This is a genomic window from Agathobaculum sp. NTUH-O15-33 (genome assembly GCF_033193315.1).
In the GTDB taxonomy this organism is placed as follows: domain Bacteria; phylum Bacillota; class Clostridia; order Oscillospirales; family Butyricicoccaceae; genus Agathobaculum; species Agathobaculum faecihominis_A.
The window spans coordinates 2,877,947-2,903,141 of sequence record NZ_CP136187.1; the positions used below are offsets into that span (position 1 = coordinate 2,877,947).

A 25,195-nucleotide genomic window follows, 5' to 3' on the forward strand; every position below is an offset into this window, starting at 1 on the left:
CCTCACTTGTTGTCCGCGCCGGAAACCGGCTTTATGAATATCTTTTCGTCCAAATCCGCGATCGTGATCTGCCCCAGCCGCTCCATGCAGCGCGTGTTCAGATCGTCGAACACATCCGCCATCAGATCGCCCATACCGCTCGCGATCAGGCACTCGAGCTCCTTGTCGCCGCTTTTCCACGCGGTATCGACAAACCGGATATCGAGCGCCTCAGCCAGCGCCGCGAGCGTTACGCCCGCCGGGTCGCGCTCAAAACGGTACCCGCCGGAAGAGCCCTCCCGGGTTTCCAAAAAGCCGCTCTTTTTCAGCTTTGCCATCACCTTGCGCACGCGCGCCGGGTTGGTGCAGATGTTTTGCGCCAGCTCCTCGCTGGATAAAACACACGCCTTATGATTCAAATAGACCAGCGCGTGCACCGCCACGCAAAAATCACTCGTCATATCGTTCCCCCCAATTATTCTTCACTGACCGTATCGTACGGCCAATCGGCGATCCCGCCGAAATCGTAAACGTTTTGATACCCCAGCTCGACCAGCTTGTCGGAGGCCTGCTTGCTCCGCACGCCCGTGCGGCAATGCACCAGCAGCACCGCGTCCTTATCCGGCAGGGCCTCGGGCGCTTCGTCTCCGATCGACTCATTCGGTACAAGGATGGAATCCGGTATGTGTTCGGCGTTATACTCCTCCTCGGTGCGTACGTCGACAATGGTCACGCCGCCCTCGTCGATCATCTTTTTGGCTTGCTCCGCGTCGATCTTGTGGTACGCTTCGCTCGCTCCGGATTCCGTTTGATCCGCCGTGGCGGTATCCTGCTGCGCCGGTGCGCCGCAAGCGGCGAGCAACAGCAGTGTCAGCGCAGCTACGCCGCTGAAAAGTCGTTTCATGGGGTCATCTCCTTAACTGTAATTTTCTCTGTTACATTTTGTACTGTAACTATAACATATACAGATAAGGCTGTCAAGCGTTTGGTGAAAATTTTTACCTTTACATTGACGCTGCGCCGAACCGCGCTTATAATGAAGCTTATATAAACCCGAAACGGAGGCTGCTATTATGAACGGAACGGTTTACGCCTTATATTTTAGTCCGACGCATACTTCCCGCGCGGTTTCGCGCCGCGCGGCCCAATCGCTGGCGGAAGCGCTGAACCTGCCCTTTGAAGAGATCGATCTGACGCCGCCAGCCGCGCGCGGCAAGGCTTATCCCTTTGCCGCGGCGGATATCGTCGTGTTCAGTTTCCCGGTATACGGCGGCCGTATCCCCGCGCTTTTGGAGGATACGCTCTCGCTGATCGAGGGAAACGGCGCGGCCGCCGTGCCGGTGGCGGTATACGGCAACCGCGCGGTGGAGGACGCCCTCGCCGAGGCGGCGGACTGGCTCGAAGCGCGGCAGATGACGGTAATCGCGGCGGGCTCGTTCATTGGAGAGCATTCGTATACCGCCAAGGTGGGACACGCCCGGCCCGATGAAAGCGACCTTTCGCAGGCCGCCGCCTTTGGCGCGGCGATCGCGGAAAAGCTGGGGCGCGGCGACCGGTCTCCCGTGGCGGTGCCCGGCAACCGGCCCTATAAGGATCGCGCGCCCGCATCCCCCGGCGCGCCGGTCACGGCGGATACCTGCACCAAATGCGGCCTATGCGTCACCGGCTGCCCGATGGGCGTGATTGATAAGGACGATCCCGCGAAAATCGCGCCGGGCTGCATCAAGTGCTGCGCCTGCGTCAAGGTATGTCCGCTCGGCGCGAAGTCCTTTAAAGACGCGCGCGTGACCGCCATCACCAAAATGCTGGAACTGACCTGCAAAAAGCCCAAGACTCCCGCATGGTTCGTCTAACCCCTTACATAGCCAAAAAACAGATGGAAGAGAAACTTGTTCTCTTCCATCTGCTTTTTTGGTTTGTTATTCCTCGCCGTCCTTGCGGCGGCCGAGCAGCGCGCCGACAGCGGCGGTGAGCAGGCCGAGCGGGAACAGCAGGCCCGGGGTAAGGCCGCCGGTCTGCGGCAGCTTTGCCGCCGCTTTCGGTACCTCTTCGTCGGGAAGCTCGACGATTTTGCCGTCCTCTTCCTCCGCGCCGGGCGAGAGAGGCGTATACCCTTCCGGAATCTCCGTGGTATCGCCGGGGGAAAGCGGCACCTCGCCGTCCGGGATCTCGGTGGTATCGCCGGGCGAGAGCGGTATTTCACCATCCGGGATATCGATCCCGCCGTCGGGTTGGCCCGGCTTATGGTTGTTATGGCCGCCGTCGTTACGGCTGGGCTCGCGTTCATTCATGACGGTCAGCGCTGCGCCATCGGCATGCGCCGTACCTTCCGTATCCAGACGGCGCACGGATATAGAACCGTTTTGCTCAAAAAGCTCGATGGGCCAAACGGTCTTTCGCTCGCTCTGTCCGGCGATCGATTCGCCCAAATAGTAACCGTCCGGCGCCTTGGTCTCGGTCAGCGTATACGCGCCTGTCGGCAGGTTCTGAAAGACGATGCGCCCGTTTTCATCGGTCGTGAGCGGCTTTTCCTCTGTGTATTTCGCGCCCGTTACGTCGTAATACGCGCCCGCGGCGTCTTTCAGGGTAAACACCGCGCCCGCGAGCGTATTGCCCAACTGGCTGTTCTCCTGCTCCGCATCACGCTTGACAATGGAAAGCGCGCCAAAGCGAACGTTTGTAATCGTAATCGCGCCGTTTTCCACCGCGGCCGCGCCTTCGCCGTCCGCCCGCTCGACAATGGGCGCGCCGTTCTCATCGCGCTTTACATTCAGCTTCCAAACGGTCTTGCGCGCGGTCTGCCCCTCCACCTGTTCACCGAGGTGATAGCCCGCGGGAGCGACGGTCTCGGTCAGCGTATAGCCGCCCATGGGCAGGTTTCCGAAAACAAGCTTGCCGTCCGCCTGCGTTTCCAGTTCGCGCGTTTCGCCTTCGCCGAGCTTGCCGGAAGCGCCGTAATAGTTCCCCTCGTCGTCCGCAAGCGTGAATTTCGCGCCAGCCAGAGCGCCAGCCGTTTCCGCATCGCGCTTCACGACGGTGATCGAGCCGTAGCGCTCGTTCGTAATGACCAGCTTGCCGTCCGTAAGCTGCATGTCTTCGCTGAAAACTATCGTATCGCCGTTTGCGTTTTGCTCCACCGCCAGCTTCCAGCTGGTCTTGCGCGTCGTTTGTCCATTCGCCATGCCAAGCTGGTAACCGTGCGGGGCGGCGGTCTCGGTCAGCGTATATGTGCCTATCGGCAGCTTGCCGAAGGCGATACGGCCGGCAGCGTCGGTCGCAAGCTCCTTTTTATCCGCCGATACCGCGCCGGTGGCATCGTAATACTTGCCGTGCGCGTCGGTCAGCGTAAACTTTGCGCCCGCAAGGACCGCGCCGTTTTCCGCATCCTGTTTTTCCACGGTCAGCGAACCGACCGGATCGTTTTTAATCGTTGCGGTAAGCGTCTTTTCGCCGTCGAATGCAAATACGTGTTCCGCGTTCTCCGGCAGTTGATAGCCGTCCGGCGCCTGTGTCTCCGTTAGCTTGACGAACTGGGTATCCTTCGGCAAGCCGCTGATCTTCAGCGTGCCGTCCGCCTTGGTTTTTAAGCCCGCCGCGAACGTGGTATAGGTTTGACCGTCCGCGGAATAGGCGGCGTCAAATTTCGCGCCCGCAAGCTTTAGTTCGGTGTTTTGGGAAGAAACCTTGGTCAATGTCAGGCTTTTGCGTTCGGCGGCCGTGCCGCCGTCGGCGCCGCTGCCGCCCGCGCCGAACTGCCGGATCTCCACGGTGCCGCTGCCGCCGCCGATCTCGCCGGTCTGCGCCGAATAGGAAACCTTGTTCGTAATCGACTGGCCCGCAAGCTCCGGGTCCACGTCGGTGGTCAGTACAAGGCGGTAAGCGTCATAATTGCCGCTTTCGTTTTTCGGCAGTTCAAAGGTAAAGGTGTTTTCCGCTTCGTCGTAGCGCCACTGCGTGCGAAGCGCCTGCGCCAGCTCCGTTTGCTCCGCGACGAACGCCTTTCCGTTCCACCGCAGCCGCTTGATCGACACGGCGTAATCGCCATTCTCCCACCGGAGGGACAGGCCGGTTTCCAGCTTATCGATTACCGCCGGCTTTTCATAGCCGTTGGCCTTGCCGTCCTTATTCACGTCGATCGTCCAGTCGACCGCGAGAAGCGCGCCGCCGTCCGCGTCGGTCTGCTGCTTGCCGGATTTGGTGACGGACCGTTTGTCAATCGTATAGTCTTGATAGTCCTTGGCAAACAGATCGTGCCCGTCTTCTTTGCCGTTTATCGCGGCAATGTTTCTAAGCGTTAATTTACCGTTTAGCTTTTGCGGGTCAACGCGCGTTTTGACATAAAGGATGTACCGCTCGCCGTTTCGCATGAGGTCGCCGAAATGGAACGTTACTTGATTTCCGTTGACCGACGGCGACAGATCGGCCTGTACGGCCTTGACTCTTTGGAGCGTATCCGAAGTGCTCAGCTTGCCGGTATAGAGCTTATACTCCTCCGCATAGCTGAGCGCCGCGGGCAGCGTATCGGTTACGGTCGCTTCATCCAGATGGCGGCCGTCCATATTGAGATGGATCATCCACCAAAGGGTGTTGTCTTGCGGATTATACGCCGCGGACTCTCCCACGGGCGCGCCCATGGTCTTGTTGATTTCCTGACTTACCACGTCTTTGGATACCTGATCCGTGGCCTCCACCCCGTTTGCGTACAGCGTTGCATGGTTCGTTACATTCTTTACCATATTGCTGGTATACCAAACGTTTTGCAGCCCAAAGAACGTTTTGCCCACGCCCTCGGTCTCGAACGAGAAATGGTAGGTCTCGCCCTTCATTTCCTGCACGTAGATCGTCAGCAGTTCCGTTTCCGCGTCGTAGAAATAGGCTGGTTCCATAGGGTAAGAAGTCTTGTCGGTCGGCGGCGCATCCAGCTTTTCGACCGCTGCGGGCGATCCGCCGTCCTTCCACCACTTGAGGGTCTCCGGCCTGAATTCGCTCTTTTCTTTTGCGTTGGCTGATTTGAGCGCTTGCTTTAAATTGTCCTCGATCCGAATGCCGCCGGTCAGCTTTTGCTTGTTGTTGTTCACATCGATTGTCCACTTGAAGCGGCGGGTCGAACGGTCATAGCTTACGTTTTTATCGATCGCAGCCTGCACAAAACCCACGTTATTGGAAGCCGCGCCCGGCTCGGTCACATGATGTCCGCCGTCGCCGTCGCCAACACCCGGGATGTCATAGGTCAGATAGGCCGTGTTTTTTGTCGCGTAGCCCGAACCGACGTCTGGCAGCACCTTGGTCGTAAACTGGAACGTATAACTGCCCGCCGACAAGCTTTCTCCCTTTTGAGAAAGGACGACCAGTTGGCGGGGATGTTCGCCGGTCGTGGAAATCTCGTCGCGAAGCGCCTGCGGCAGTTCTTCCTTTGCCGCCCATTCCGCTTTGTTCCCCGCATCGATCTTGAATATCTCTGTCTGAAATGCGGTGTTGATCTGCGCCTTCTCGTCTATCTGCACATCCGCGGGCAGCAGGTCGTAAATTTTTAGATTTTTCACCGAAAACGGGATACTATTGATTTTGATCGTCCAAGTGATCGTGTTGGACGCCGCGCCGTCGTATGTGCCGGCTTTAGTCAAAAACTTCGTTTTAAACGTTTTTTCCGCCGTTGCAGGCGCCGGTTCGGAAAACTGATTGGTTTCCGAACTTTTAATGGACGCCGTATTGGTGATATCCCATTGGCTCGCGCCATCCGCAAAAAAGCCTGATTTCAGCTGCGTTTTGATCTGTGCGGTGGCCGCCTTGTTTTTGGGCCAGACCTGCTCATCGTCCGCAAACGTAAAGGTCAGCTTATTGCCTTCGATCCGCACAGCGCTATTGTCGTTCAGCGCGATCTCCGCATCGTTCACACGCAGGCCAGTAAACTCCGCTTCAGCCGTCGACAGCTCGTCGGTCAACGTCGCACCCGCGAGGGACGCGCCGTTTTGCGGCGTCAGAACGATTTCCCAGGTGATCGTGCGCGTTGCCGCATCATAAGTCTTTACTTTTTTGCTGATCGTGCAAAGCGGCTGCTTTTGTACTACATTGTCCCAATCCAGCTCGATCGTCGTATCGCCCAGATGGATGGAATCCGGCTTTTCGCCCTGTCCGGCGTCGTCTTTCATCGAGCAGCTCATCCAGAAGTAGAAGGACAGCGAACGCTTATTTTCAACAAACTCGCTGTTGAACGCGATCGTTGCGGTCGAATTTGCGGTATCGACCGTGATCGTGCCGAGCGCAGTCCCATCCTTCAGTTTCAGCGGCGCGGCGCCGTTATTGTTCGCGCCGTCCAGACCGTTCAGCTCGAATATTTTGCCAAAGTCCGTCAGGTCGACGGTTATGCGCTTTCCCGCAATGTCGTTTAAGGTTACAAAGGGATCGAGCACGCAGTCATAGCGAATGCCGAATACCTTTTGGGGATCGATTTTACCGGTGAGCGCGTTATCCGGTTGCTCATCCGGCCGTACATTTTCGCCGTACAGGCGCACCGTCTGGCTGGCATGACTGCCGTTTACAGTAAAGGTGTATCCGCTCACGCCGCCCGGCTGAATGACCCAACCGGAAGCAAGCGGTACGCCGTCTTCCCCTGCCACGCCCACGTCCGTTCCGTTTGTCATCACGGCGCGCGGCCCGATCACACGAGTGCGCGGGGTGAAAAACGCCACCGCGGGCGATGGCTCTCCTTCGGGTGCGGGCGCTGTTTCCGGCGCGAGCTCGGGCGTGGGTTCCGGCGTGGGCTCCGGGGTCGGTTCGGGCGCGGGTTCTGGGGCTGGAACGGACTCCGGCGCAGGCGTGGATTCCGGTTGCGGTTCCACGGGCGCGGGCGCCGCGTCGCTTTGCTGCGGCGCTTCCGGCTCTACCGTCATATCGGGATCGATAGCGGCGGACGGATCAGCGGGCTGTGCGGGCTGCGCGTCGATCGACGGTTCATCCGGAACTGTGGGTTCATCCGGGTTTGCCGGATCGCTTGGAGCTTGCGGTCCGTCCGGCGTTTCGCCCTGCTCCTGATCGGCCCGCTCTTCCGCGGGTGCCTTAAGCTCGTTCGAGATATTCTGTACGGGCGCTTCCCCTTCCGTATACACCACGGTATCAGAGGGCGGCATCCCGTTCACGGTATCAATAACAGCCGGTTTTCCCCCCAGATTCTCCGCAATGAGCAGGAACTGATACGAGGGCGCGGCGGTCACATCGCCGCCCACCAGCCGCCTATAGGCGGTGTAGAACTGCACGCCGTTTTGTGGCGCGCTGTGATCCACGAGGGTATAGCCGTCAAGCGCCGCTTGCGCATCAGACGGTGCTTCGGCAGCGTCCAACCCTTGAAAGATATTAAGCGCGGCTTCGGTATGCACCGAGACCGCCGAACCATCATACGTCACAATTTCGCCGCCCGCAGCGCCGGCGACAGGAATGCCGGTGCCCGAGATCAGCGTCGCCGCCGCGAGGGCCAGCGCGCCGAAACGGCGAATGAAATACTTGGTACGCATAAGAAAGAACTCCCTTTCCAAAAAGGCCGGATACACCGGTAAAAAATTTTAATTGACAGCGCCCCCATTCCCGGGTACGCTAAAATTGTGAAGGTGATTAAATGACTAAAAGAAGATGGGGAAAGTGGATATTAATGTTAGGCCTATCCCTCGCTGCGGCCGGTTTGCTATATGAAGGCATGCACTACCCTTGGGGCGCGCTGCTTGGGCGGCAAGCCGTGCCGGACGATCCCGCTCCGGTTTCCGATACATGGGTGGAAACCAGCGCCCCGGAACAGCCGCTGGCTGTTCTGCCCGGTGAAGAAGCGGAAAACGAGCCCGCAGCCGATGCCGAGCCGATGCAGGCGGGCATTATCAAGATACCGCGCCTGCAAGCGGCGGACAATATCGTCGAAGGGGTGGACCAGCCCGCGCTCCGCCTTGGCGTGGGGCATATGGGCGGCACGGCGCTGCCCGGGCAAACGGGCAACTGCGTGTTGGCCGGGCACCGGCCGCGCGACCTGCTGCGCCATTTGGATCTGGTCGAAACCGGGGACACCATTTTGTTGTCCGATCAGGAAAATCGCTATACCTACGAGGTGTTCCGCACCATGACGGTAGAGCCGACCGAGTTTTGGATCACCGAACCGGTAGAGGGCCGCGACGCGGTCATAACGCTGTTTACCTGCACGCCTTACATGGTATCCACGCACCGCCTAGTCGTTCAGGCCGAACTGACGGAAACCGCGCCGCTTTCGTAGGCGGGCCTCAGCTTCCCGCAAGCTCCTGCCGCTCGGCCTGTGCCTGCATGGCGGAATCGATCAGGAACAAAAGCTCCAACGCGCTGCGGAAGCAGCGGGTCTTCTTCTCTTCCATCCACACCGCTTCGCCCTGCCAAGTGGCGTTTTGCCGGAAGTGCACGCGCACGATTACCGTGGCGATCCGTCCCGGGGTGTGCGATACCTCGCGCCACTCCCCCGCCCGCACCTGATCGGTCGGGCCAAAAGAACGGTACGTATCAAACCGCTCGGCGGCTGTTTCACGGTCCAGCGTGCCGTCCAGCTCGCGCAGTAGGGGCAGCAGCGCGCTAAAACGGAATGTTTTCTGGCTCACGCCGCTGTATAGCCTTCCGGCGGGCTCCCCATTGTTATATTCATCGATACAGAGGAAGAACTGTCGGTTTTGGTAGGGCATCGCGTTAGGCATTGCCAACATGACGCATCCGCTCCTTTCATACTGCTCTTAGGTTATAGGTACAGTATAGCGCGGCCCGGTTATATCCCGGTTACATTCTTGCGCGCCATGCAAAGATTTTTGCCATTTCCCAAACAGTTTGTGTGCATTTTTCATATAAATAACCATTCCAACTTATCTAAACGGACAAAAAAGCGTTACCGCTTTATAAGCGGTAACGCTTTTTATTTTTTCTTATCCCGCCTGCCCGTTTTCCTCGTGCGAGGGGCGCAGGGGGCGCAGCTTGCAGGAAACGCTGACCGGAATACGCGGGTTATCGCGCCGGAACAGCTTCTGAATGCGCTCTAGCACCATACTGCCGGTTTCATATGTAACCGTAGAAAGCAGCACCACATACTGCGCCTGACTATACCGCGCGATCACATCGCTGCGGCGCAGGCTTTGGCAGGCGGCGGCAAGCAGCCGGTCCATCGCTTTGGTCAGCACATCGGGCGTAGGGGTCTCGCATTTTGCGCCGGTCACCGTGAGCAGGCCCAGAAAAATGCGGCCGCCGTACCGCGCGAGGCATCGTTCCTCGATGCGGAAAATATCCTGAAAGATGCCGTATTCGCATACGTACGCGCCGGATGAAGAGGAATCCTTCTCCTCCAAAACGCCGCGCACATTGTCAATATCAAGGTCCATCGATTGCTCTGCTTCGGCAATGCGGCGGTAAAGAGCGCGCAGCTCGTCGGAAACCTGCACGCCAAGCTCGGAATAATACAGCTCGGTCACGTGCTGATACTGGGTGAGCGCGTCCTGCGAGCGGCCCGCGTCGGTCAGCGCGAGGATGAGCGCATAGTTCAGTTCCTCATCCAGCTCGTCAAACCGCAGCGCCTTACGGCAAAGCGTGATGACCTGCTCCGGTTCGTCCTGCCGCTGGTAATAGTCGCATAGCTCGCTGATGACCTTGCGGTAGCATTCATGCAGATAGGCCGCGGGCGTGGCCATCCAAAGCTCGGAACCATCCAAAAAGCGGCCGCTGTACAGATCGCTGAGGCGCAGCAACAGCTCGGTGCGCTTCTTCTGCGTCAAGGTGCTGTCGCTCAGACGGCGGCAAGCCTCCTCGAACTCGACCGCGTCGATCTGCGCTTCCAGCGCAGGGTTCCACTGGTAGCTGCCCTGCTGCACGAGGAAAAACGGGATGTCGCCGTCCGCGCCGCCTTCGACCAGCGCCGCGCGCAGCCGGTGGATCAGCGTTTTCAGCGCGCCGCGCGGGTTGGCGCTGCGCTCCTCCGGCCAAAAGGTATCATACAGCTCGCTGTGGGAAACCGGCCGGTCCGCGTGCAGCAGCAAGTACTGCAATACGCCGCGCAATTTCTTTGCATGACGCAGAGGCTCGCTGACCACCTTGCCATCGATTGAAACAGTGAATTCACCGAACATTCGCACGGTTATGTGCGGCATTTGACTCTCCTGCACTTGCAACGCCTTCCTTCCGTTTTATGAGCAGCTTTTACTCCACAGCGGCTGGATAAAAGAAAGAATTCAACATTCCTCTAAGCGCCGCTGCCTGCATAATCAGTTAAATCTGGATGTGAACATTATCTAATGGCGATTATTATACCACAATAGGTTACAAAAGGGAAGGCTAACTTGCATCCGACACGCCCGTGCAAAGATGAACAACCAGTCGTTTTTACTGGTTTTATAGCGATTTTAGGCGTTTTGTCATTTGTTCGCGGTCTATACTGCAATGCAGCGCGTTTTCCGCAGTGATCACGCCCGCGCGGAACAGGCGCAGCAGATCGCCGTCCATCGTGCGCATTCCCTCCGCCGCGGAGGATTGCAGCACCGCGCCAAGCTGATGCTGCTTCGCATCGCGGATCAAATTGGACACGGCTGGATTGACGCGCATGATCTCAAAGGCGGGTTCGACCCGGTGGTCGCCCTGCACCAGCTGCTGGCTGACGACGGCGCGCAGCACCATGGAAAGCTGCATGCGCACCTGCGCCTGCTGGGCGGGCGGAAAAGCGTCCACGATGCGGTCGATCGCGTTAGCCGCGCCGGTGGTATGCAGGGTGGATATGACCAGATGGCCGGTCTCCGCCGCGGTCATCGCGGTGCGGATGGTCTCATAATCGCGCATCTCGCCCAGCAAAATAACGTCGGGCGCTTGCCGCAGCGCGGCGCGCAGCGCGGGCACATACCCTTCCGTGTCGACGCCGATCTCACGCTGGGAGACAATGGACTTTTTGTGATGGTGCAGGTACTCGATCGGGTCCTCCAGCGTGACGATGTGCCCCTCGCGGGTGCTATTGATACGGTCGATCAGGCAGGCCAGCGTGGTCGTTTTGCCGCTGCCCGCCGGACCGGTGACCAGCATCAGCCCGTGGGCCAGATCCGCCAGCGCCATCACTTCATCCGGAATGTGCAGCGTGCCGGGGTCGGGCAGATCGAAGGTGATGATGCGCACGACCGCCGCGAGCGAGCCGCGCTGGCGGTACACATTCGCGCGGAACCGGGACATGCCGGGCACGGAAAAAGCAAAATCATCCTCGCCGGTTTGTTCCAGCCGCGCCATCGGGCGGTTTTGCGCCATGTTGTAAATCTCCGCCACGATCGCGGCGGTATCCGCGGGCATTAGGCGCGTTTCCGTATGGCGGCAGAGCACGCCGTCCAGCTTATACGCGGGCGGCATGCCGGCGACGAAGAACGCATCCGACGCATGCTTTTCCACTACATTTTTAAAAAATTCGGTCAAATCCATGGTTATTCACTCACAATCCTTCGCTATTGGTAAACAGGCAGGGTCGTATCGGTATCGGCGGGATCATCCGGCACAATATGGCCGGAAAGAACGGTATATGCCGTCTCGCCGTTTGGTTCGGCTTGCAGGCGTATACGGAGCACATAGCTCCCCTGCGCGCCCGCTTGAAAGCGCGCGGAAAACTCGCTGCCGTCAAAAGACGCGTCCGCGGCCCCCTGTTTCTCTGCGGCGGCCACGGCAAGCGCGCCGCAGCTTGCGGGCGCCTGCGCCGCGGCGCCGTCCAGCGCCGCCAGCACGGTATCGGCTTTTCCGGCGGCTTCGTAGTATGCTTGCGCGGTATCGGCGGTGCGGCCCGCAAGCGTTCGCGCCGTCTGCGCCCGCGAAAGGGCCAGCATGGAAAACAGCGCGAACAGCAATATTAGCAGCACGGTCAACACGGTTGGCCCGCCGAATACCGAAGCGGACGCCCGCTCCTTCTTGCTCATTGGCCCGCCCCCCTTACAAACCGTTTGGTCGTGAGCTGATAAACGGAGCCGCTATCGGTCAGTCGATCGACCGCGATCGATGCCGTTGCAACGCGGTCTTGCGACTGCTTCGTATGCATCGTCAGCCGAAAGGCGGCGTTTGTTTCCACGGCGGGCTTCCACTCTTCATCAAAGAATATGGTCAGCACGTCTCCGGAGGCAGCCGCGCCAAGCAGCCGCGCCGCGCCGGCGGCGTCGCCGTTTGCGGCGGCAAAGCTTTCTGCCGCGTTTTCAGCGGCCAGCATCGCGCCGCCCAGCTCGTCGCTCTGCCGTGTCAGCGCCTGCGCGCGCGCGAGCAGCGTCAGGCAAACGGCGGCGCAGATGCAAAAAAACACCAGATCGATCGTCAATTCAAACAGGAACAAGCGCGATCGGGGCAATCGTTTCATGCAGCCGCCCCCTCTCCCAGCCGGGGCGCGAGCAGCACCTCGCCGCTGCGCCCGTCCTGACCGGTCAATACGGCGCGGACCAGTCCGTTCTCTTGCTCCCGCGACAGATGCAGCGACTTTGCCGGCAGAAGCGCCGCGCCGTCCGCCGGGGTGAGCGTCACATCCACGGGTGTGAACAATTCGCACAGCGAATCGTTATAGCAGTACAGCCGGGTCACATAGGTCTCGCCCGCCAGTTCCGCCTCAAAGGCGATCGCCTCCGTGCCGTCCGCAAAGCGCTCGATCCGCAGGCCGTCCGCCTGCCGGGCCCGGCCCGCCAAATATTGCAGCGGCGTTGCCAGCGCGTACTGGCGCTGCACGCCGCCCTCGGCTTCACGCCAAACACGCACGCCGAGCGCGAGCGACGCGGCCCCCGCGAGCAGAAATAGCATCAGCAGCAGTAGGGTAAACAGCGAATCCGCCGAATGTCGTTTGCTCATTTCGTCGCCTCCTCCGCCGGGACGACGGTGATATCCGGCGTCAGGTTTGCGCCGTCAAGCTGATAAAACACATGAAATTTCTTGGGGTTATACGATACGCCGTACGCTTTCGTCAAATAATCGAGATCGGGCGGGTACCGCCCTTCGGCCGCGTAGCAGGTCGCGGCGGCGCGGCGCAGCAGCGCGGTCAACTCGCCGGCGTCCGGCCCGGTATAGCGGGAGGCGCTGCGCGCGCCAAAAGCCAGCGCTGCGGGCAGCAGCAAAAAAAGCAGCAGCCATAGCGCCAAGCGGCGTTTTCCTTTTTTCATCCGCTCCACCGCCCCTTTAGCCAAACGCGGCGACCGAGCCGAGCAGCGGCAGCATGACCGAAAGCAGCACCAGACCCGCCGCGATCGCCAGCAGCGCGACAATCGCGGGTTCGATACGCGCGATTTGTTCGTCGACATGCGCTGCGGACTGCGCGCTCATGCGCTGGGCCACCTCATTCATCATCCGCTCGGCGCGGCCCGCGCGTTCGCCCACGCGGATCATACGCAGATAAACATTTGAAAATAGGCCGGTCTTTGTGAGCGCGTCGCTCAGCCCCGCGCCCTGCTCCAATGCGTCCGCCGCTTCGGCGGCGCCTTTCGCGTTCGCCAGTTCGCCCGCGCGGGAAAGGGTTTCGGCAAGCGGCAAGCCGCTGTGCAGCATCAGCGCCATGGCGGAGGCGAACCGGCCCGCCGCAGCCTGCTTATACAAACGGGTGCGGCGGACCAGCCCGAGCTGACCCGTGCGCAAATCGTACCAGCAAACAAGCGCGGCAAACACCGCGAACGCCAGCAGCGCGCCCGCCGCCGCCGCCAGCCACTTGCCCGCGCCGAGCAATACGGCCGCCGCCGGGGACAGCGTCAGCCCGATCGAGGCAAACGCATCCGAAAACACCGGCATGACGAAAGCGAGCAGCACGCCAAGCAGCACGAGCATCGCGCCGCCCATCAGCAGCGGGAATGCGACCGCGCTGCGAATGCTGTCCCGCAGGGCCGCTTCGCGGTCATAATAAGCGGCCAGCGCGCCTAAAACGCTTTCCTGCGTGCCCGAGCGCTCGCCCACCCGTATCATACCGATCATATAGGGCGGAAAATAACCGTCCGCGTCGAGCGCGTCGGATAGGGTTTCGCCCATTTCCAGTTGTTCCGCCGCCGCTTTGTAGCGCGCGCGCTCCTCCGGCGTGGCGGCATCCTCCGCTAAAAGCCGCATGCATTCATCCGGCGCAACGCCCGCGCCGACCAGCTCCTGCAAAGCGGTGCACAGGGCGGCTATCGCTTCCGGCGGCGCCGCGCTGTTTTTTCTGTCGCATCTCCAAAGAGCCCCTCTCCTTACCATTCTCACTGGTTCCAGTATATCATACGTATAACAAAAAAGCGACCGCGTTTGCGGCCGCTTTTTCAGTCGTTCTTTTCCAAAATGGCATGTCAGCCGTCCGTATCGATCAGTAGCAGTATTTCTCCGTATAGTTTGCCGGGTTGTTAATATACTCCATGATCTGCTGGCTGGACTTACCGGTGGAGGCAAAGGTGGGGTCCATCAGCTTCCAGTTCGTTCCGTCAAACGAAATGACATTATTAATCCAGCCCACTTCGCTGATATGGGTGGAGATCCACGCATGGTATTCACCCCGGCTGGTATAACCGACGATCAGCTTGGTTGGGATGCCCTGCGAACGCAGCATCGAGGTCATGACCGCCGCGTAATCGAAGCAAATGCCCTTTTTCGAGGCAAGCACCGCATCCACATCGGGCAGGTAGGTCGAAGGCGCGTTCTTCGCCAGATCGTAATCGTAGCTGATGTTCTGCACGGTATAGTTATAGATCGCCGTGACCTTGTCAAGCTCGTTTCCGGCGGACGCCGAAAGCTGTTCCGCGACAGAAACGACATTGCTCGAATCGTTAAAATCAACATACTGGTTGGGATAGAGGAAGGGGAGCAGGTCGTCCGACAGCGAAACGCTGATAGACTGGCCGAATTCCTGCGCGTAACGGGTGCCTTCAACATTGCGGAACACGTTCACCTGATAAGCGCCGCTGCCCTGTGAAAGCGGAAAAACATCGTACTGCCCGTTTGCATCGAGGTTATAGGTATAGGTCGTGCCGCCGGAGCGGGTGATCTGCACCTTGATGCGCGCGCTTTCGCCCGTGGCATACTGCACCATCACATAGCCCTGATCGGTATGGGAAGCGTCGATCGTCACTTTGTCGTTGCCATAGGTGACCGCGCCGGAGGCTTCGGGTGTCAGTACGCCGTTCAGCACCGGATTGGTGGCGGCGAGCGGCGCGCCTTCGTCCGGCAGGTCGACCAGCTCGTTCAGGTCTACTTGCTGCATGGTCTGTTCATCCGCCGCGACCCCGGCCGTGTCCTTCGCGCCGCAAGCCGTGAGCGAAAGCGCAAGCAGAGCGGCCGTACCCAACGCCGCAAAGCGGGTTTTTATCGTATACATATTGTAAGTACCTCCTTCCGGCAAGGTAAACTTTTCTTTTTATATCTATACCTATTATATCTCTTTCGCCGCGCATTGCAAGTTACATTTTTATATTTTGGTGTTTTTGTCTATTTTGCACGTAACGCCGCTTCCAGAGCGCCTCTCTTGTCTGATTTGCCCGAAGTGTGATATAATAGCCGCAAAGCGCCAATTATCTTTGATTAAATTAATTATACCACCAGCGGCGCATAAGCGTGTTTTAACACTTCAAAAATGCCTGCCGCTGTGGTATAAACGAACCAATGCAGGGGGCCATTTATGCGAAACGAATTTTCCCGCGCCGAGCTGCTGCTCGGCGCGGAGGGATTGAAAAAGCTTGCGGGCGCGCATGTCGCGGTGTTCGGCATCGGGGGCGTGGGCTCCTTTGCGGCCGAAGCGGTCGCCCGCGCGGGCGTGGGCGAGATTACGCTGATCGACAGCGACGAGGTATCTCTCACTAACCGTAACCGGCAGTTGATCGCGCTTTGCTCCACCACGGGCCGCCCCAAGGTCGAAGTGATGCGCGAACGTATATTGGACATCAATCCGAACGCCGCCGTACATGCGCTGAACATTTTCTTTACGCCCGAAAGCGCGCTAGACCTTTCGCAGTTCGATTATGTGATCGACGCGATCGACACGGTTTCCGCCAAACTGCACTTGATCGTCGCGTGCGACCGGCTGGGCGTGCCGCTCATCTGTTCCATGGGCACGGGCAATAAGCTCGACCCAACGCGCTTCGAGGTCGCGGATATTTACAAGACCTCGGTGTGCCCGCTCGCGCGCGTCATCCGGCAGGAATGTAAGAAACGCCGCGTCAAGCGCCTCAAGGTAGTCTATTCCACCGAGCAGCCGCGCACGCCCCTGCCCTCGGATGAGCAAAAGGGTACCGCCGGTCGGCCGGTGCCGGGCAGCGTGTCGTTCGTACCCCCGGTCGCGGGCATGATCCTTGCCGGGGAAGCCATCCGAGATATAACCGGAATCCGCTGAGGAGAAACGCATGATAACATATCGGGAACAAAAGGATTTTACAGAGGCGCAGCTTGAAGCGCTGTTTCTATCCGTCGGCTGGTATTCCGGGAAGTTTCCCGAAAAGCTCCGGCAGGCATTTTCCCATTCCAGCCGCGTGCTTTCCGCTTGGGACGGCGACCGCTTGGTGGGCCTGATCCGCGGACTAGACGACGGCGTTTGGCAGGCCACCATCGACTGCCTGCTGGTGCATCCCGCCTATCAGGGGCGGCGCATCGCCTCCACGCTGCTCCGGCGGCTGCTTGCAATTTACGAGAGCTTCCTTTATATCGACGTTGTACCGGATGAAAAACGAAACGTCGGCTTTTATCAAAAGCACGGCTTTCACATCATGGAGGAAGGCACGCCCTTGCAGCTTCGCGGTAAGGGGTGGGAATGATCGCAAATGCTCCGCGCATATTGATTTATGCGCGGAGCATTTTCTTTTATCGCGTGATCTGCTCGCAGTCCATACGGCTAAGAAGCTTGCCCTCTCCGTCATACATCATCTGACGCGTCAGGTATCCATTTTGATCATACGCATACTCGGTATGTTCATGCCGTTTCCCATCGATAAAGGTCGTTTCGGAAAGCGGTTTCCCCTGCGTGTTATACGTGCGCTCCACGCGGTAGTCCATCTCCTGCTTCCCGTCCCGGTAGCTGACCGAACGGATCAGCTGATCGTGCTCATCATATGTGCGTTCCACCGTTGTTTCCACATTTCCCTCGCCGTCTTCTACACAGATAGCGCCGCCCATATCGTCGTAATAATAGCGGCTGCGGCTTTCTTCCGTTCCATCCGCCGCGTATTGCACGACATCGCCGCTCTTTTGTCCCGCTCTGCCATAATCATAGGTGAACGTGGTTTTCACTGTAAAATCTGCAATGCGCGCTTCTCTGCTCAGTTCCCGTCCATCCGCGCCATAGGTATAATGCAGTTCGTTCGATATTTCGCCCCCTAAGCGCGTAACGCTGGAAAGGGGTTTGCCTTCCGCATTATAGGTATGATCCGTCACAAGCACCGGTTCTGCCTTATCCGGATCATACGTCATTTCGCGGATCACACGCTCGTCCTTATCATAGCAATAAATGAGCACGGTGTGCCACGTGTGGGGTTTCAGGTCATCGGTTCCCTCATCATACAATTCCACATACACTTCAAGCGTTTGTTTTTCATACCGTTCCGCGCGCGGCAGCAGCGAACGCACCTGCACAGGCAACGCGTCCGCGTACACACGGTGCGGACCGCTCCCCGCCGTATACCACGCAGTAAACCCGGCGACCAGCGCCGCCAAAAGGATGCCCGCGAATAGCCGTTTCTTCATATTGCCGCCCCCTATTGTATGATCTGCTCATATTCCAAAGTACTCGTTATATTGCCTGCTGCGTCGTACCAGATTTGCCGTTCTAAACGACCATCCCAATCATATTCACTTTCCGTGCGGGTTTTAAGCGCGCCGTTTTCATATGTTACCTCTGTCAGCGGATGTCCCGCCTCGTCGTACGTGCGCTCGGTGCGTGTGGTGACCGGATCGCGGTCCGGTAATTGCACCACGCTTTGCTCAATGTAGCCATATTCATCATAAACGTATTCGCCTGCCAAGCGGAACTGTCCGGAAACCTCTTCTTTCCGGATAATTTGATCTTTTTCATCATACACAAATGTGCCGTGTCCGTCCTCTCGCCCCTGCTTGTCCCTGCTTAACCATTTTCCGGTCTTCCTGCCTGCCTCATCATAGAAATACGTTGTTTTCATCACGGAGCCAAGCACGTGCTGCTCCTCGCTGACAGCGCGCCCATCTGCTCCGTAAACGGTGCGCGTTTCGTTTACGATATCGCTGCCATCCTTTGCTGCAAGCTGATTATGAGAAATCAGCGCGGTTCGCCGTCCTGCGTCATCATACTGGTATTCTATATAGCTTTCCGGCATTTCCCCATCCGGACTATACATGACGACACGAATCAGCCGATCGGCCGCGTCATAGCAGTTGACTGAGGTCGATACAAAATCGTTTATCCTCTGCTTTTCGCCTTCCGCGCCGCCAATAACGCCGGCCAGCTGATAGGATCGCACCGTTTGCTTTTCGTACCGCGCCGCTTCCGGCAAAAGAGCCAAAACAGTTGCCGGCAGAGAATCCGCTCGCACCCGCTTTGGGACACACAGCGTATACCACGCGGTAAACCCGGCGACCAGCGCCGCCAAAAGGATGCCCGCGAATAGCCGTTTCTTCATCTGCTACCGCCCCTTTTTCTTTTATTATCCCCCCTGCATCTTTTGAATGCAACAGGCATTTCCTTATTTTGTTCAAAAAAGCCGTCCCCCGAAAGCATTTGCTTTCGGGGGACGGCCTTATCAGGGACTTTGCTCATGCAAGAAGGAGCTTAAATTTCGTTTGCCGGCGCGGTTACAACGGGCTCGTCATTTGCCGGAGCGTCCGGCGTAGTGATTTCCGTTGTAGGTTCCGCAGGCGTTGTTTCCTCGCTCGGCGTTTCGCCGGTCTGGGTCTGTTCCTGCTCCGCCGGTACAACGATCTGAGCATCGTTATTTGGGGCCGGCTTCTCTTCCGGAACCTCTACCTGTGGTTCGGGCTGAACGGGTTCTTCCGGCTTAGCAGTATCTTCCGGCTGCGTGGGTTCCGGTTGAACAGGCTCCGGCTTCACGGCCGGTTCCTCTGCCTTGTCTTCGGGGGCCGGCTCATTCACAGGTTGCTCTTCTTCGTCCAGAGACATTGTCAAGATATTCGCAGATTCCACAGTTTCCCAGCTGTTATTCTTCCACTGATAGGAACCAACAGCCTTTGTTGCAGTGCCGCCAAATGTCGACTCCTTGCCCTCCTCTGTAACAACCAGAGTGGCCTTTTCACCAACACTGTGGACATCATCAAATTGTGTGGTTCCGCTCACCGTCAGTGTAGCGCCGTTAGAGTTGTCCGCTTCCACATGAAAATATCCGATTTTGCTGTTTGAGCCGGATATCTTGCAGAGACCGCCTCCATAGCTATTCGCGTTCATGAAAATGTCTTGACCATTCGTACAGCAGGCTTCGTACTTTGTAGCGCTAGCAGAAAGTGTATTCCCTCTGATCTCACTGCCGCTTAATACAATTTCCATATCAGCGGTAGAAGCGATCCAGATACCGCCGGCATAGAAACCACCAATGTTATTCTTAATTGTGCAACCATCCAGCGACAAGGTTCCTCTGGAATTATCAAAGGAAATTGCACCGCCCGAAGCATATGCTTCGTTGTCCTGAATCACGCAGTCTATGAGCGACAAATTAATATATTGATTTGTCCGTATGCCCGCACCTGCATAAGCGCCTTCACCACGGTCATTCGTATTGCTGGACTGCAGCTTACAGTTTTGAATCTTTACATTTTCCATGCTTACACTCTTAGCATTAGCATTGTCTATCCCGCCACAAATATACGCACCACGAACCTTCTTCGACCGGCCGTCTAATACCAAATTCTTTACCGTACCGCCATTGTTACATACGAGTAAACCGTTTGTCTGCGTTGGATTTTCAAAGCTATCCGCCGCGGAAACAGTCTTTTCATTTCCGTCCAGCGTCACATCCGCATTATCAATGACGATAGGTGCCGTAATGCTTAGATCGTTCAACAATACGACCGTGCTGTTTGCTGCGGCTTTGCTCACCGTTGCCGCTGTGGCAGCCCAAACACCGGTTTTTCCGTCCATGGTCAGGCTATCGCCTGCAACGGAACCGAAACCATCCTGAATGTTCTTGCCGCCAGTCAAAGCAGCCTGAGCCGCAATTTCTACGACAACATTCTGCGGTTCTGTATAGTTCTTTGTGTTTTCCTCATGAACTACGCAAAGTGCATCACCAGTATTATTGACGAGAGCGCCGCCAGTGACCTTCACGGTAATATTGCCGTTATAATCATTTGCCGTGGTTAATTTGGATTTTGCAACGACCACCGCACCTGTGTAAGCGCCGCTCGCGCCGCTATTGGTCGTTACATTCGTCGCCCGCGCCGCCGTTGCGGTAATGGTGCCGCCGGTGATGGTCAGTTCGCCAGCACGTATCTCAATGCCTTCCTTCGTACCACTGATATTGCCGCCATTTACAGTAACTTTACCCTCGCCGGGCAGATACATCGCCTGCTCGCCGCCGGTAATCTCGCCGCCGTTGACGGTCAGCTTGTAGCCATACTGGTTGACATCATCTTTTTTCTTCGTGCCGTTAGAGCCGATGGCCACACCTTCTGTGTTACCCTCACCCCACTGGCTCTTTACCACAGCGCCAGCATTGATCGTGACATCACATTTTTCGCCCCAAAGGCCCAGTGCGTAGTAAACCCCATCGGCGGTTTCAAGCGTGCCGCCGTTCATGGTAAACGTACCCCAGCACTGAACAAGCTGTTTGGTGCTGTGCTTGTCCTTGTTGCTCTCAGGCTCCAGCAATTTCGCCGTGATCTTGCCCGCGCCTTCGTCTGCGCCGTCGTCCAGCGTCAAATTACCGGCCGAAGTAATGTTAAACGCACTGATCGCCTTACCATCGCCATCCGTACCGGTTTTCAGCGTGATCGTATAACCGTTCAGGTCAAGCATTACCGACTTGTCAATGGCGATTGTCTCCTCAAGTTCAAAATTGCCCGTCAGCACCACGCTGCCGCCTGCTGCCATTGCTGCTTTGAGTTCTTCCGCAGTGTTAACCGACGTGCCAAAGGTCTTCATCGTATTGATGAAAGACGTGGTCGCATTGTTCAGCGCCGTTACCGCTGCTGTGATCTGCTGCTGGGTGCTGTCGGCTGCGTTCGCGACCTTTTGTGCTTCGGCTATTGCCGCACGGTAGGTCTCAACATCCTTTGCGTTATAATAGGTATCGCCAGCATGTAATGCGCCGCCGCCAATGAGATTCTTGCCATCATCACTCACTTTAGCGGTTTCCAGACGCCCGTTTGCATCCTCGATTGCCTTGGTCAGCGCAGCCTTATCAGCCTTGGCGCTCTGCTTGGCCGCATTGAACTTTGCTGTCGCTTCCGACAGGTCAGCTACGGCAGCGTCTACCTTTTCTTGCGTGTTGTCGCTACTACTTCCGCTTGCTACCGCCTGTGCGGCTTCGATCGCCGTTTGATAAGTTTCCACATCGGCTTGCAGAACGTACTGGCCAGTCACATCGGAACCGTCCTTGCTGACCGCGACCGAATTGACGTTTACCGCCGCCGCCTTGATCGCGGCGTTCAGGGACGCCTTATCCACCGCGCCGGACGCCTTCGCATCATTGAAGGCCTTGGTCGCTTCATTCAGCGCTGCAAGCGCATCGTTTACCGCCTTCTGGTTCGCGGGATTTTCTACAGCAGCGATCGCAGCATCGATCGCGCTCCCATAGGTTGCACTCACGGCTTTTGTGACGACCGTAATATTATTATCTATCGTTTCCTTATCACCGATCGTGACGGAATTGATGTTTAGTCCCGCATTATTGATCGCGGTGACCAACTTAGCGGTATCGATCGCCGCGCCCGACTTCTTAGCCGAGCCGAACGATGCGGTTGCCGCGTTTACATTCGCAAGCGCCTGACCGAGTACGGCAGCGTCCGTGCTGTCCTTGACAGCCGCCGCGTCCGCGATCGCCTTGTCAAACGCCGCCATTACGTCCGCCGTGACCCACTGCGCCGTGGGCGCAACGTCCAGCCCGTTTTCGCTGGTCTGAATATTTGCCTTGGCGGTATCCGCCGCCTTCAAAGCGTCGGACAGGGCCGCTTGCAGCTCGCCCACTTCGTTCCATGTACCGTTTTGCTTCTGGCCGTTGAAGGTGCTCAGCGCGGTGTTCAGCGCTTCTACCGCCGCTGCGACCGCCGCCGTGTTGGCGTCCGCCGCGCTCACGACCGCATTCGCTGCCGCAAGAGCGTCCTGATAGGCCTTCATCTGCGCGGTGGTGACAAACTGCACGCCCAACAGCACCTTGTCGGCCGCTTCATCCGTGCCGGAAACGCCGGTCAGGGCTGCTTCCGCCGCCTTGAGGGCGCTCTTCAGCGCAGTCTTGTCCACCTGTACGGCAGCGGTCGGGGTGGATGTGATCGGATCATAGTTCTTGATCGTTACCGTGATCGGCTTGCCAACCATCTCGTCCGTCAGCATCAGCGTTTTGCCAGTGCCAACCTCGCTGTCCCCGGCCTTCCACGAATAGGTGATCGGGTGACCCTTTGTGCTGGTCGCGTCCGCATTCACGGAGGCCGCCAGCGTTTGGCCGACGATTGCCGAGCCGGAGATCGTCGCTTCCGAAACCGCCACAGTTGCCGGAATCGTTCCCTTGACCGGCTCGCTCGCCAGCGTGTCGCCCGTGGCCTTTACTCGTACGTAATAGGTGCCGGGGGCAAATTCAGTCCCGGGGGTAAAATCATTGTACGTAACACCATTGACGCTGTATTCCAAACCGGATTGAGCCGAGGTGATCTTGCCCTTGCCCTCTGCTGTTTCCGGCTCTGCAAATACGACATCACTTGGCGCGGCAGCCTTGGTCTTGACTGTGATTGTCTGATCCGTCACCGTAACACCTGTTGCTCCGCCAACTGCCGTGACTTGTGCGACCGTATCAGCGCTTGCCGTTACTGCCACATCATTTGCCAGCGCATCGACTGTGGAAACGGTGCCTTCGCCCGCGATCTCCACATTCGCCTTGGTCTCGACGACCGGGATGGTAACATCCTTTGCCACCGTGATCGTAACGTTCTCCGCGTCTGCCGGCACGGAAACCTTGTCAACGCTCTTGTTCGTGATCTGTACCGGCGCGGCGGCTTCTACCTCGGCAACATTGCCGGTGCCGCTGATGGCAACGTTCGCGGACTTGGCTTCCACCTTTTCCACCGCCGCGTTCAGTTCGACCGGCGCGGTAGCCGTTACCGTACCGACCTTGGCGTTGGACAGCGTGATCGGATTGGTCGCCGCGACTGCGGTAATCTCGCCCTCGCCGGAAACGACCGCGTTATCCGTTGTGGAGGTCAGCGTGCCGACGCTCGCGCCAGCCGCGACTTCCAGCGTCGCCTTGCTTTCCAGCGCGACTATTGCGATCTCGCCTTCCACCTTGACCGCTTCCTCGGTCGCTACGGTGAGCGCAACGCCCGCCGCCGTGCTGGTAATCGTGCCTACCTTAGCCGCAGGCGCAACCTTGACCTTTGCGGCATCCGCCGTTACCGAAATTTCCGCCATTTCGCCGGAAAGCACGACATTTTTATCCGTGGCTACCTCTACCGCCGGGGTGCTGCCCGCGTCCTGCGCGATCTCCAGCTTGCCCGCGCCAGCCAGCTTGACGGAACCGGTCTTATCGCCTACGACAAAGGTTTCGCCCGCGACCGCCTTGATCGTGACCGTACCGGCCACCGCCATATTATTCTGTACGTGCGCTTCCGCCGCGTCCACGGTCAGGCTGTTGCACTTTGCGCCTTCCCCTGCCGCGCCGTCGTCTGTCAGCGTTATTTTGGTCGCCTTGGGCGCGTTGATGGTTACATCGCCCAGCGATACCTTACCGAACTTGATCTCTACCTCGCCCGCGCCTTCACGGCTAAGCGCCAGATCCTGACCGGCCGCGAAGCCGTCGCCCTTTAAGGTGATGGTCGCGATATCCGAGTCCGCAAACGCCTTTTGCAGCTCTTCCGGCGAGCTCACGTCCGCCGTGGTCACCGTGCTGCTATGGCCGCCGCCACCGCCGCCGGAGCTTCCGCCGGGCTTTGTGGCCGTCGAGCCTACCTGCTCCACTTTGGTGTTCTTGGTGGTCACCTTGGTATCGTTCTTATCATTGGTCTTAACGGTCTTTACAGTGCCTTCGCCCGCTACCGTGGTGCCCTTTGCCGTGGTGGTCACGGTATCGATCGTGCCGCCCTTCTGCGCGGTGACCGCGACATTCGCCGCGTCGATCGTAACGTCCGTTACCGTACCGGCTACCTCTACCTTGGCCTTTTCCGCGCCGACGGACACCGTGCCCGCCTTCGCGCCCGCGCCAACGGTAAGCGTTGCGCCCGCCGCCGCGTCGGTCAACTCGACCGCGCCGACAGAGGCGCTGCCCGTCAAAGCTACGTCCGCCTTAGCCTGTACGGTGACCGCGCCGGATACGGAAGCGCCGTTTAGCGTTACCGTGCCGCTCGCCGCGCCCGCCGCTACCAGCACATCCGCTGCCGCGCCCGTTACGGTCACGTCAGGGGCGGCCACCAGCGTAAGGCCCGCGTTCTTCGCTTCTACCGTCGCGCCGGCCGTGTTCGCATAGCCGGTGATCGTGCGGTCCAGAATGGTGACCACCGACGCGCGGTCGATATTCTGCGCCGGGGCAAACCGGTTGGAGCCCACGCCGTTCACGATGCCCTTGTCGCTCATCGCCTTCACGTAGCCCTTGGCCCAGCCCGATACCTGCGCGCCGTCCGCAAAGGAAAGCGAGCCGGAGGTCTCCTCGACCGCCAGCGCGCGCCCCATCATAACAGCCGCTTCCTCACGGGTGATGGTGCCGTTCGGGTTCGCGCCCGTGCCGTCGCCCTTCAGAATGCCCGCCGCCGCGCATTTCAGCACCGCGTCCGCATACCATGCGCCGGACGATACGTCCGCGAACGAATTGCTCGCCTTGTCCGTCAGGCCCAACAGCTTCGACAGCACCGTCGCCATCTCGGCGCGCGTCATGGACGCATTCGGTCGGAACGCCCCGCCCGATCCCTGTACGATACCGTAGCCGCTCCACCGGTCCACGGCGCTCTCCGCCCAGTGGCCCGCGGTGTCGCTGTAGTTTGCCGCACCCGCGGTCACCGTCATGGCCGACATTGTCGAAAGCAACATCGTACCGGTCAGGAACGCCGCCAGTTTCCGCTTTAGCTTCATTTCGTTGTCCTCCATTTCTATTGGTGATTTTGCTATCTATATGAAAACCCACCCCATCAGGTA

19 protein-coding genes are annotated in these 25,195 nt (G+C 58.5%); 4 read left to right on the forward strand and 15 right to left on the reverse strand.

Going from position 1 to position 25,195, the window contains the following annotated elements; genetic code table 11:
* Window positions 1–2 precede the first annotated feature (2 nt).
* Window positions 3–440 carry an RrF2 family transcriptional regulator gene (locus RWV98_RS13920; protein ID WP_280961091.1) on the reverse strand — a complete coding sequence of 146 codons (438 nt, stop codon included), beginning with the start codon at window positions 438–440 and terminating at the stop codon, window positions 3–5.
* A gap of 14 nt (window positions 441–454) precedes the next feature.
* Window positions 455–883, reverse strand: a complete 429-nt coding sequence (locus RWV98_RS13925; protein WP_317861488.1) for a rhodanese-like domain-containing protein — start codon at window positions 881–883, stop codon at window positions 455–457.
* 169 nt (window positions 884–1,052) lie between these two features.
* Between RWV98_RS13925 and RWV98_RS13930 the strand changes: the two genes are divergently transcribed.
* On the forward strand, window positions 1,053–1,832 hold the full coding sequence (locus RWV98_RS13930) for a 4Fe-4S dicluster domain-containing protein (RefSeq protein WP_317861490.1): 780 nt from the start codon (window positions 1,053–1,055) through the stop codon (window positions 1,830–1,832).
* A gap of 66 nt (window positions 1,833–1,898) precedes the next feature.
* Here the strand turns inward: RWV98_RS13930 and RWV98_RS13935 are convergent, their stop codons facing one another.
* Window positions 1,899–7,487, reverse strand: coding sequence for a SpaA isopeptide-forming pilin-related protein (locus RWV98_RS13935; RefSeq protein WP_317861491.1), 5,589 nt, complete (start codon window positions 7,485–7,487; stop codon window positions 1,899–1,901).
* 101 nt (window positions 7,488–7,588) lie between these two features.
* Between RWV98_RS13935 and RWV98_RS13940 the strand changes: the two genes are divergently transcribed.
* A complete protein-coding gene (locus tag RWV98_RS13940) occupies window positions 7,589–8,227 on the forward strand; it encodes a sortase (RefSeq protein WP_317861493.1) in 639 nt (212 codons plus the stop codon).
* Window positions 8,228–8,234: 7 nt separating this feature from the next.
* Here the strand turns inward: RWV98_RS13940 and RWV98_RS13945 are convergent, their stop codons facing one another.
* The 9 genes from RWV98_RS13945 to RWV98_RS13985 form a co-directional block, all read right to left on the reverse strand.
* A complete protein-coding gene (locus RWV98_RS13945) occupies window positions 8,235–8,681 on the reverse strand; it encodes a hypothetical protein (protein WP_317861494.1) in 447 nt (148 codons plus the stop codon).
* A 213-nt stretch (window positions 8,682–8,894) separates the two neighbouring features.
* Entirely contained in the window at window positions 8,895–10,106 is a 1,212-nt protein-coding gene (locus RWV98_RS13950; RefSeq protein WP_280963311.1) for a BTAD domain-containing putative transcriptional regulator, read from the reverse strand.
* Window positions 10,107–10,347: 241 nt separating this feature from the next.
* Window positions 10,348–11,409: a type IV pilus twitching motility protein PilT gene (locus tag RWV98_RS13955; protein ID WP_317861496.1), complete on the reverse strand. Its 1,062-nt coding sequence runs from the start codon at window positions 11,407–11,409 to the stop codon at window positions 10,348–10,350.
* 23 nt (window positions 11,410–11,432) lie between these two features.
* Complete coding sequence (locus RWV98_RS13960) at window positions 11,433–11,894, reverse strand: hypothetical protein (RefSeq protein WP_317861498.1); 462 nt, start codon at window positions 11,892–11,894, stop codon at window positions 11,433–11,435.
* The gene (locus tag RWV98_RS13965) at window positions 11,891–12,322 is read right to left on the reverse strand and encodes a hypothetical protein (RefSeq protein ID WP_317861500.1); all 432 of its coding nucleotides are present in this window, start codon (window positions 12,320–12,322) and stop codon (window positions 11,891–11,893) included. Before RWV98_RS13965 ends, RWV98_RS13960 begins: the two co-directional genes overlap by 4 nt.
* Entirely contained in the window at window positions 12,319–12,801 is a 483-nt protein-coding gene (locus tag RWV98_RS13970; protein WP_317861502.1) for a DUF4860 domain-containing protein, read from the reverse strand. Before RWV98_RS13970 ends, RWV98_RS13965 begins: the two co-directional genes overlap by 4 nt.
* On the reverse strand, window positions 12,798–13,109 hold the full coding sequence (locus RWV98_RS13975; protein ID WP_317861504.1) for a hypothetical protein: 312 nt from the start codon (window positions 13,107–13,109) through the stop codon (window positions 12,798–12,800). Before RWV98_RS13975 ends, RWV98_RS13970 begins: the two co-directional genes overlap by 4 nt.
* A gap of 16 nt (window positions 13,110–13,125) precedes the next feature.
* Window positions 13,126–14,163: a type II secretion system F family protein gene (locus tag RWV98_RS13980; RefSeq protein WP_317861506.1), complete on the reverse strand. Its 1,038-nt coding sequence runs from the start codon at window positions 14,161–14,163 to the stop codon at window positions 13,126–13,128.
* 106 nt (window positions 14,164–14,269) lie between these two features.
* Window positions 14,270–15,274, reverse strand: coding sequence for a transglutaminase-like domain-containing protein (locus tag RWV98_RS13985; RefSeq protein ID WP_280963317.1), 1,005 nt, complete (start codon window positions 15,272–15,274; stop codon window positions 14,270–14,272).
* 300 nt (window positions 15,275–15,574) lie between these two features.
* On the opposite strand from RWV98_RS13985, the gene RWV98_RS13990 reads away from it, so the two are divergent.
* Entirely contained in the window at window positions 15,575–16,285 is a 711-nt protein-coding gene (locus tag RWV98_RS13990) for a tRNA threonylcarbamoyladenosine dehydratase (protein WP_317861509.1), read from the forward strand.
* Window positions 16,286–16,295: 10 nt separating this feature from the next.
* On the forward strand, window positions 16,296–16,703 hold the full coding sequence (locus RWV98_RS13995) for a GNAT family N-acetyltransferase (protein ID WP_317861511.1): 408 nt from the start codon (window positions 16,296–16,298) through the stop codon (window positions 16,701–16,703).
* A gap of 46 nt (window positions 16,704–16,749) precedes the next feature.
* Here RWV98_RS13995 and RWV98_RS14000 read toward each other — a convergent pair whose 3' ends face one another.
* The 3 genes from RWV98_RS14000 to RWV98_RS14010 all read right to left on the reverse strand — a co-directional run bounded on the left by RWV98_RS14000 (window position 16,750) and on the right by RWV98_RS14010 (window position 25,132).
* Complete coding sequence (locus RWV98_RS14000) at window positions 16,750–17,628, reverse strand: hypothetical protein (protein WP_317861513.1); 879 nt, start codon at window positions 17,626–17,628, stop codon at window positions 16,750–16,752.
* A gap of 11 nt (window positions 17,629–17,639) precedes the next feature.
* Window positions 17,640–18,536, reverse strand: a complete 897-nt coding sequence (locus tag RWV98_RS14005; RefSeq protein WP_317861515.1) for a hypothetical protein — start codon at window positions 18,534–18,536, stop codon at window positions 17,640–17,642.
* Window positions 18,537–18,685: 149 nt separating this feature from the next.
* Entirely contained in the window at window positions 18,686–25,132 is a 6,447-nt protein-coding gene (locus RWV98_RS14010; RefSeq protein ID WP_317861517.1) for an S-layer homology domain-containing protein, read from the reverse strand.
* Between the last annotated feature and the right edge of the window lie 63 nt (window positions 25,133–25,195).

Coding starts and splice junctions, on each gene's coding strand:
- RWV98_RS13920 (WP_280961091.1), bottom strand. CDS start 440: ATGACGAGTGATTTTTGCGTGGCGGTGCACGCGCTGGTCTATTTGAAT.
- RWV98_RS13925 (WP_317861488.1), bottom strand. CDS start 883: ATGAAACGACTTTTCAGCGGCGTAGCTGCGCTGACACTGCTGTTGCTC.
- RWV98_RS13930 (WP_317861490.1), top strand. CDS start 1,053: ATGAACGGAACGGTTTACGCCTTATATTTTAGTCCGACGCATACTTCC.
- RWV98_RS13935 (WP_317861491.1), bottom strand. CDS start 7,487: ATGCGTACCAAGTATTTCATTCGCCGTTTCGGCGCGCTGGCCCTCGCG.
- RWV98_RS13940 (WP_317861493.1), top strand. CDS start 7,589: ATGACTAAAAGAAGATGGGGAAAGTGGATATTAATGTTAGGCCTATCC.
- RWV98_RS13945 (WP_317861494.1), bottom strand. CDS start 8,681: ATGTTGGCAATGCCTAACGCGATGCCCTACCAAAACCGACAGTTCTTC.
- RWV98_RS13950 (WP_280963311.1), bottom strand. CDS start 10,106: ATGCCGCACATAACCGTGCGAATGTTCGGTGAATTCACTGTTTCAATC.
- RWV98_RS13955 (WP_317861496.1), bottom strand. CDS start 11,409: ATGGATTTGACCGAATTTTTTAAAAATGTAGTGGAAAAGCATGCGTCG.
- RWV98_RS13960 (WP_317861498.1), bottom strand. CDS start 11,894: ATGAGCAAGAAGGAGCGGGCGTCCGCTTCGGTATTCGGCGGGCCAACC.
- RWV98_RS13965 (WP_317861500.1), bottom strand. CDS start 12,322: ATGAAACGATTGCCCCGATCGCGCTTGTTCCTGTTTGAATTGACGATC.
- RWV98_RS13970 (WP_317861502.1), bottom strand. CDS start 12,801: ATGAGCAAACGACATTCGGCGGATTCGCTGTTTACCCTACTGCTGCTG.
- RWV98_RS13975 (WP_317861504.1), bottom strand. CDS start 13,109: ATGAAAAAAGGAAAACGCCGCTTGGCGCTATGGCTGCTGCTTTTTTTG.
- RWV98_RS13980 (WP_317861506.1), bottom strand. CDS start 14,163: ATGGTAAGGAGAGGGGCTCTTTGGAGATGCGACAGAAAAAACAGCGCG.
- RWV98_RS13985 (WP_280963317.1), bottom strand. CDS start 15,274: ATGTATACGATAAAAACCCGCTTTGCGGCGTTGGGTACGGCCGCTCTG.
- RWV98_RS13990 (WP_317861509.1), top strand. CDS start 15,575: ATGCGAAACGAATTTTCCCGCGCCGAGCTGCTGCTCGGCGCGGAGGGA.
- RWV98_RS13995 (WP_317861511.1), top strand. CDS start 16,296: ATGATAACATATCGGGAACAAAAGGATTTTACAGAGGCGCAGCTTGAA.
- RWV98_RS14000 (WP_317861513.1), bottom strand. CDS start 17,628: ATGAAGAAACGGCTATTCGCGGGCATCCTTTTGGCGGCGCTGGTCGCC.
- RWV98_RS14005 (WP_317861515.1), bottom strand. CDS start 18,536: ATGAAGAAACGGCTATTCGCGGGCATCCTTTTGGCGGCGCTGGTCGCC.
- RWV98_RS14010 (WP_317861517.1), bottom strand. CDS start 25,132: ATGAAGCTAAAGCGGAAACTGGCGGCGTTCCTGACCGGTACGATGTTG.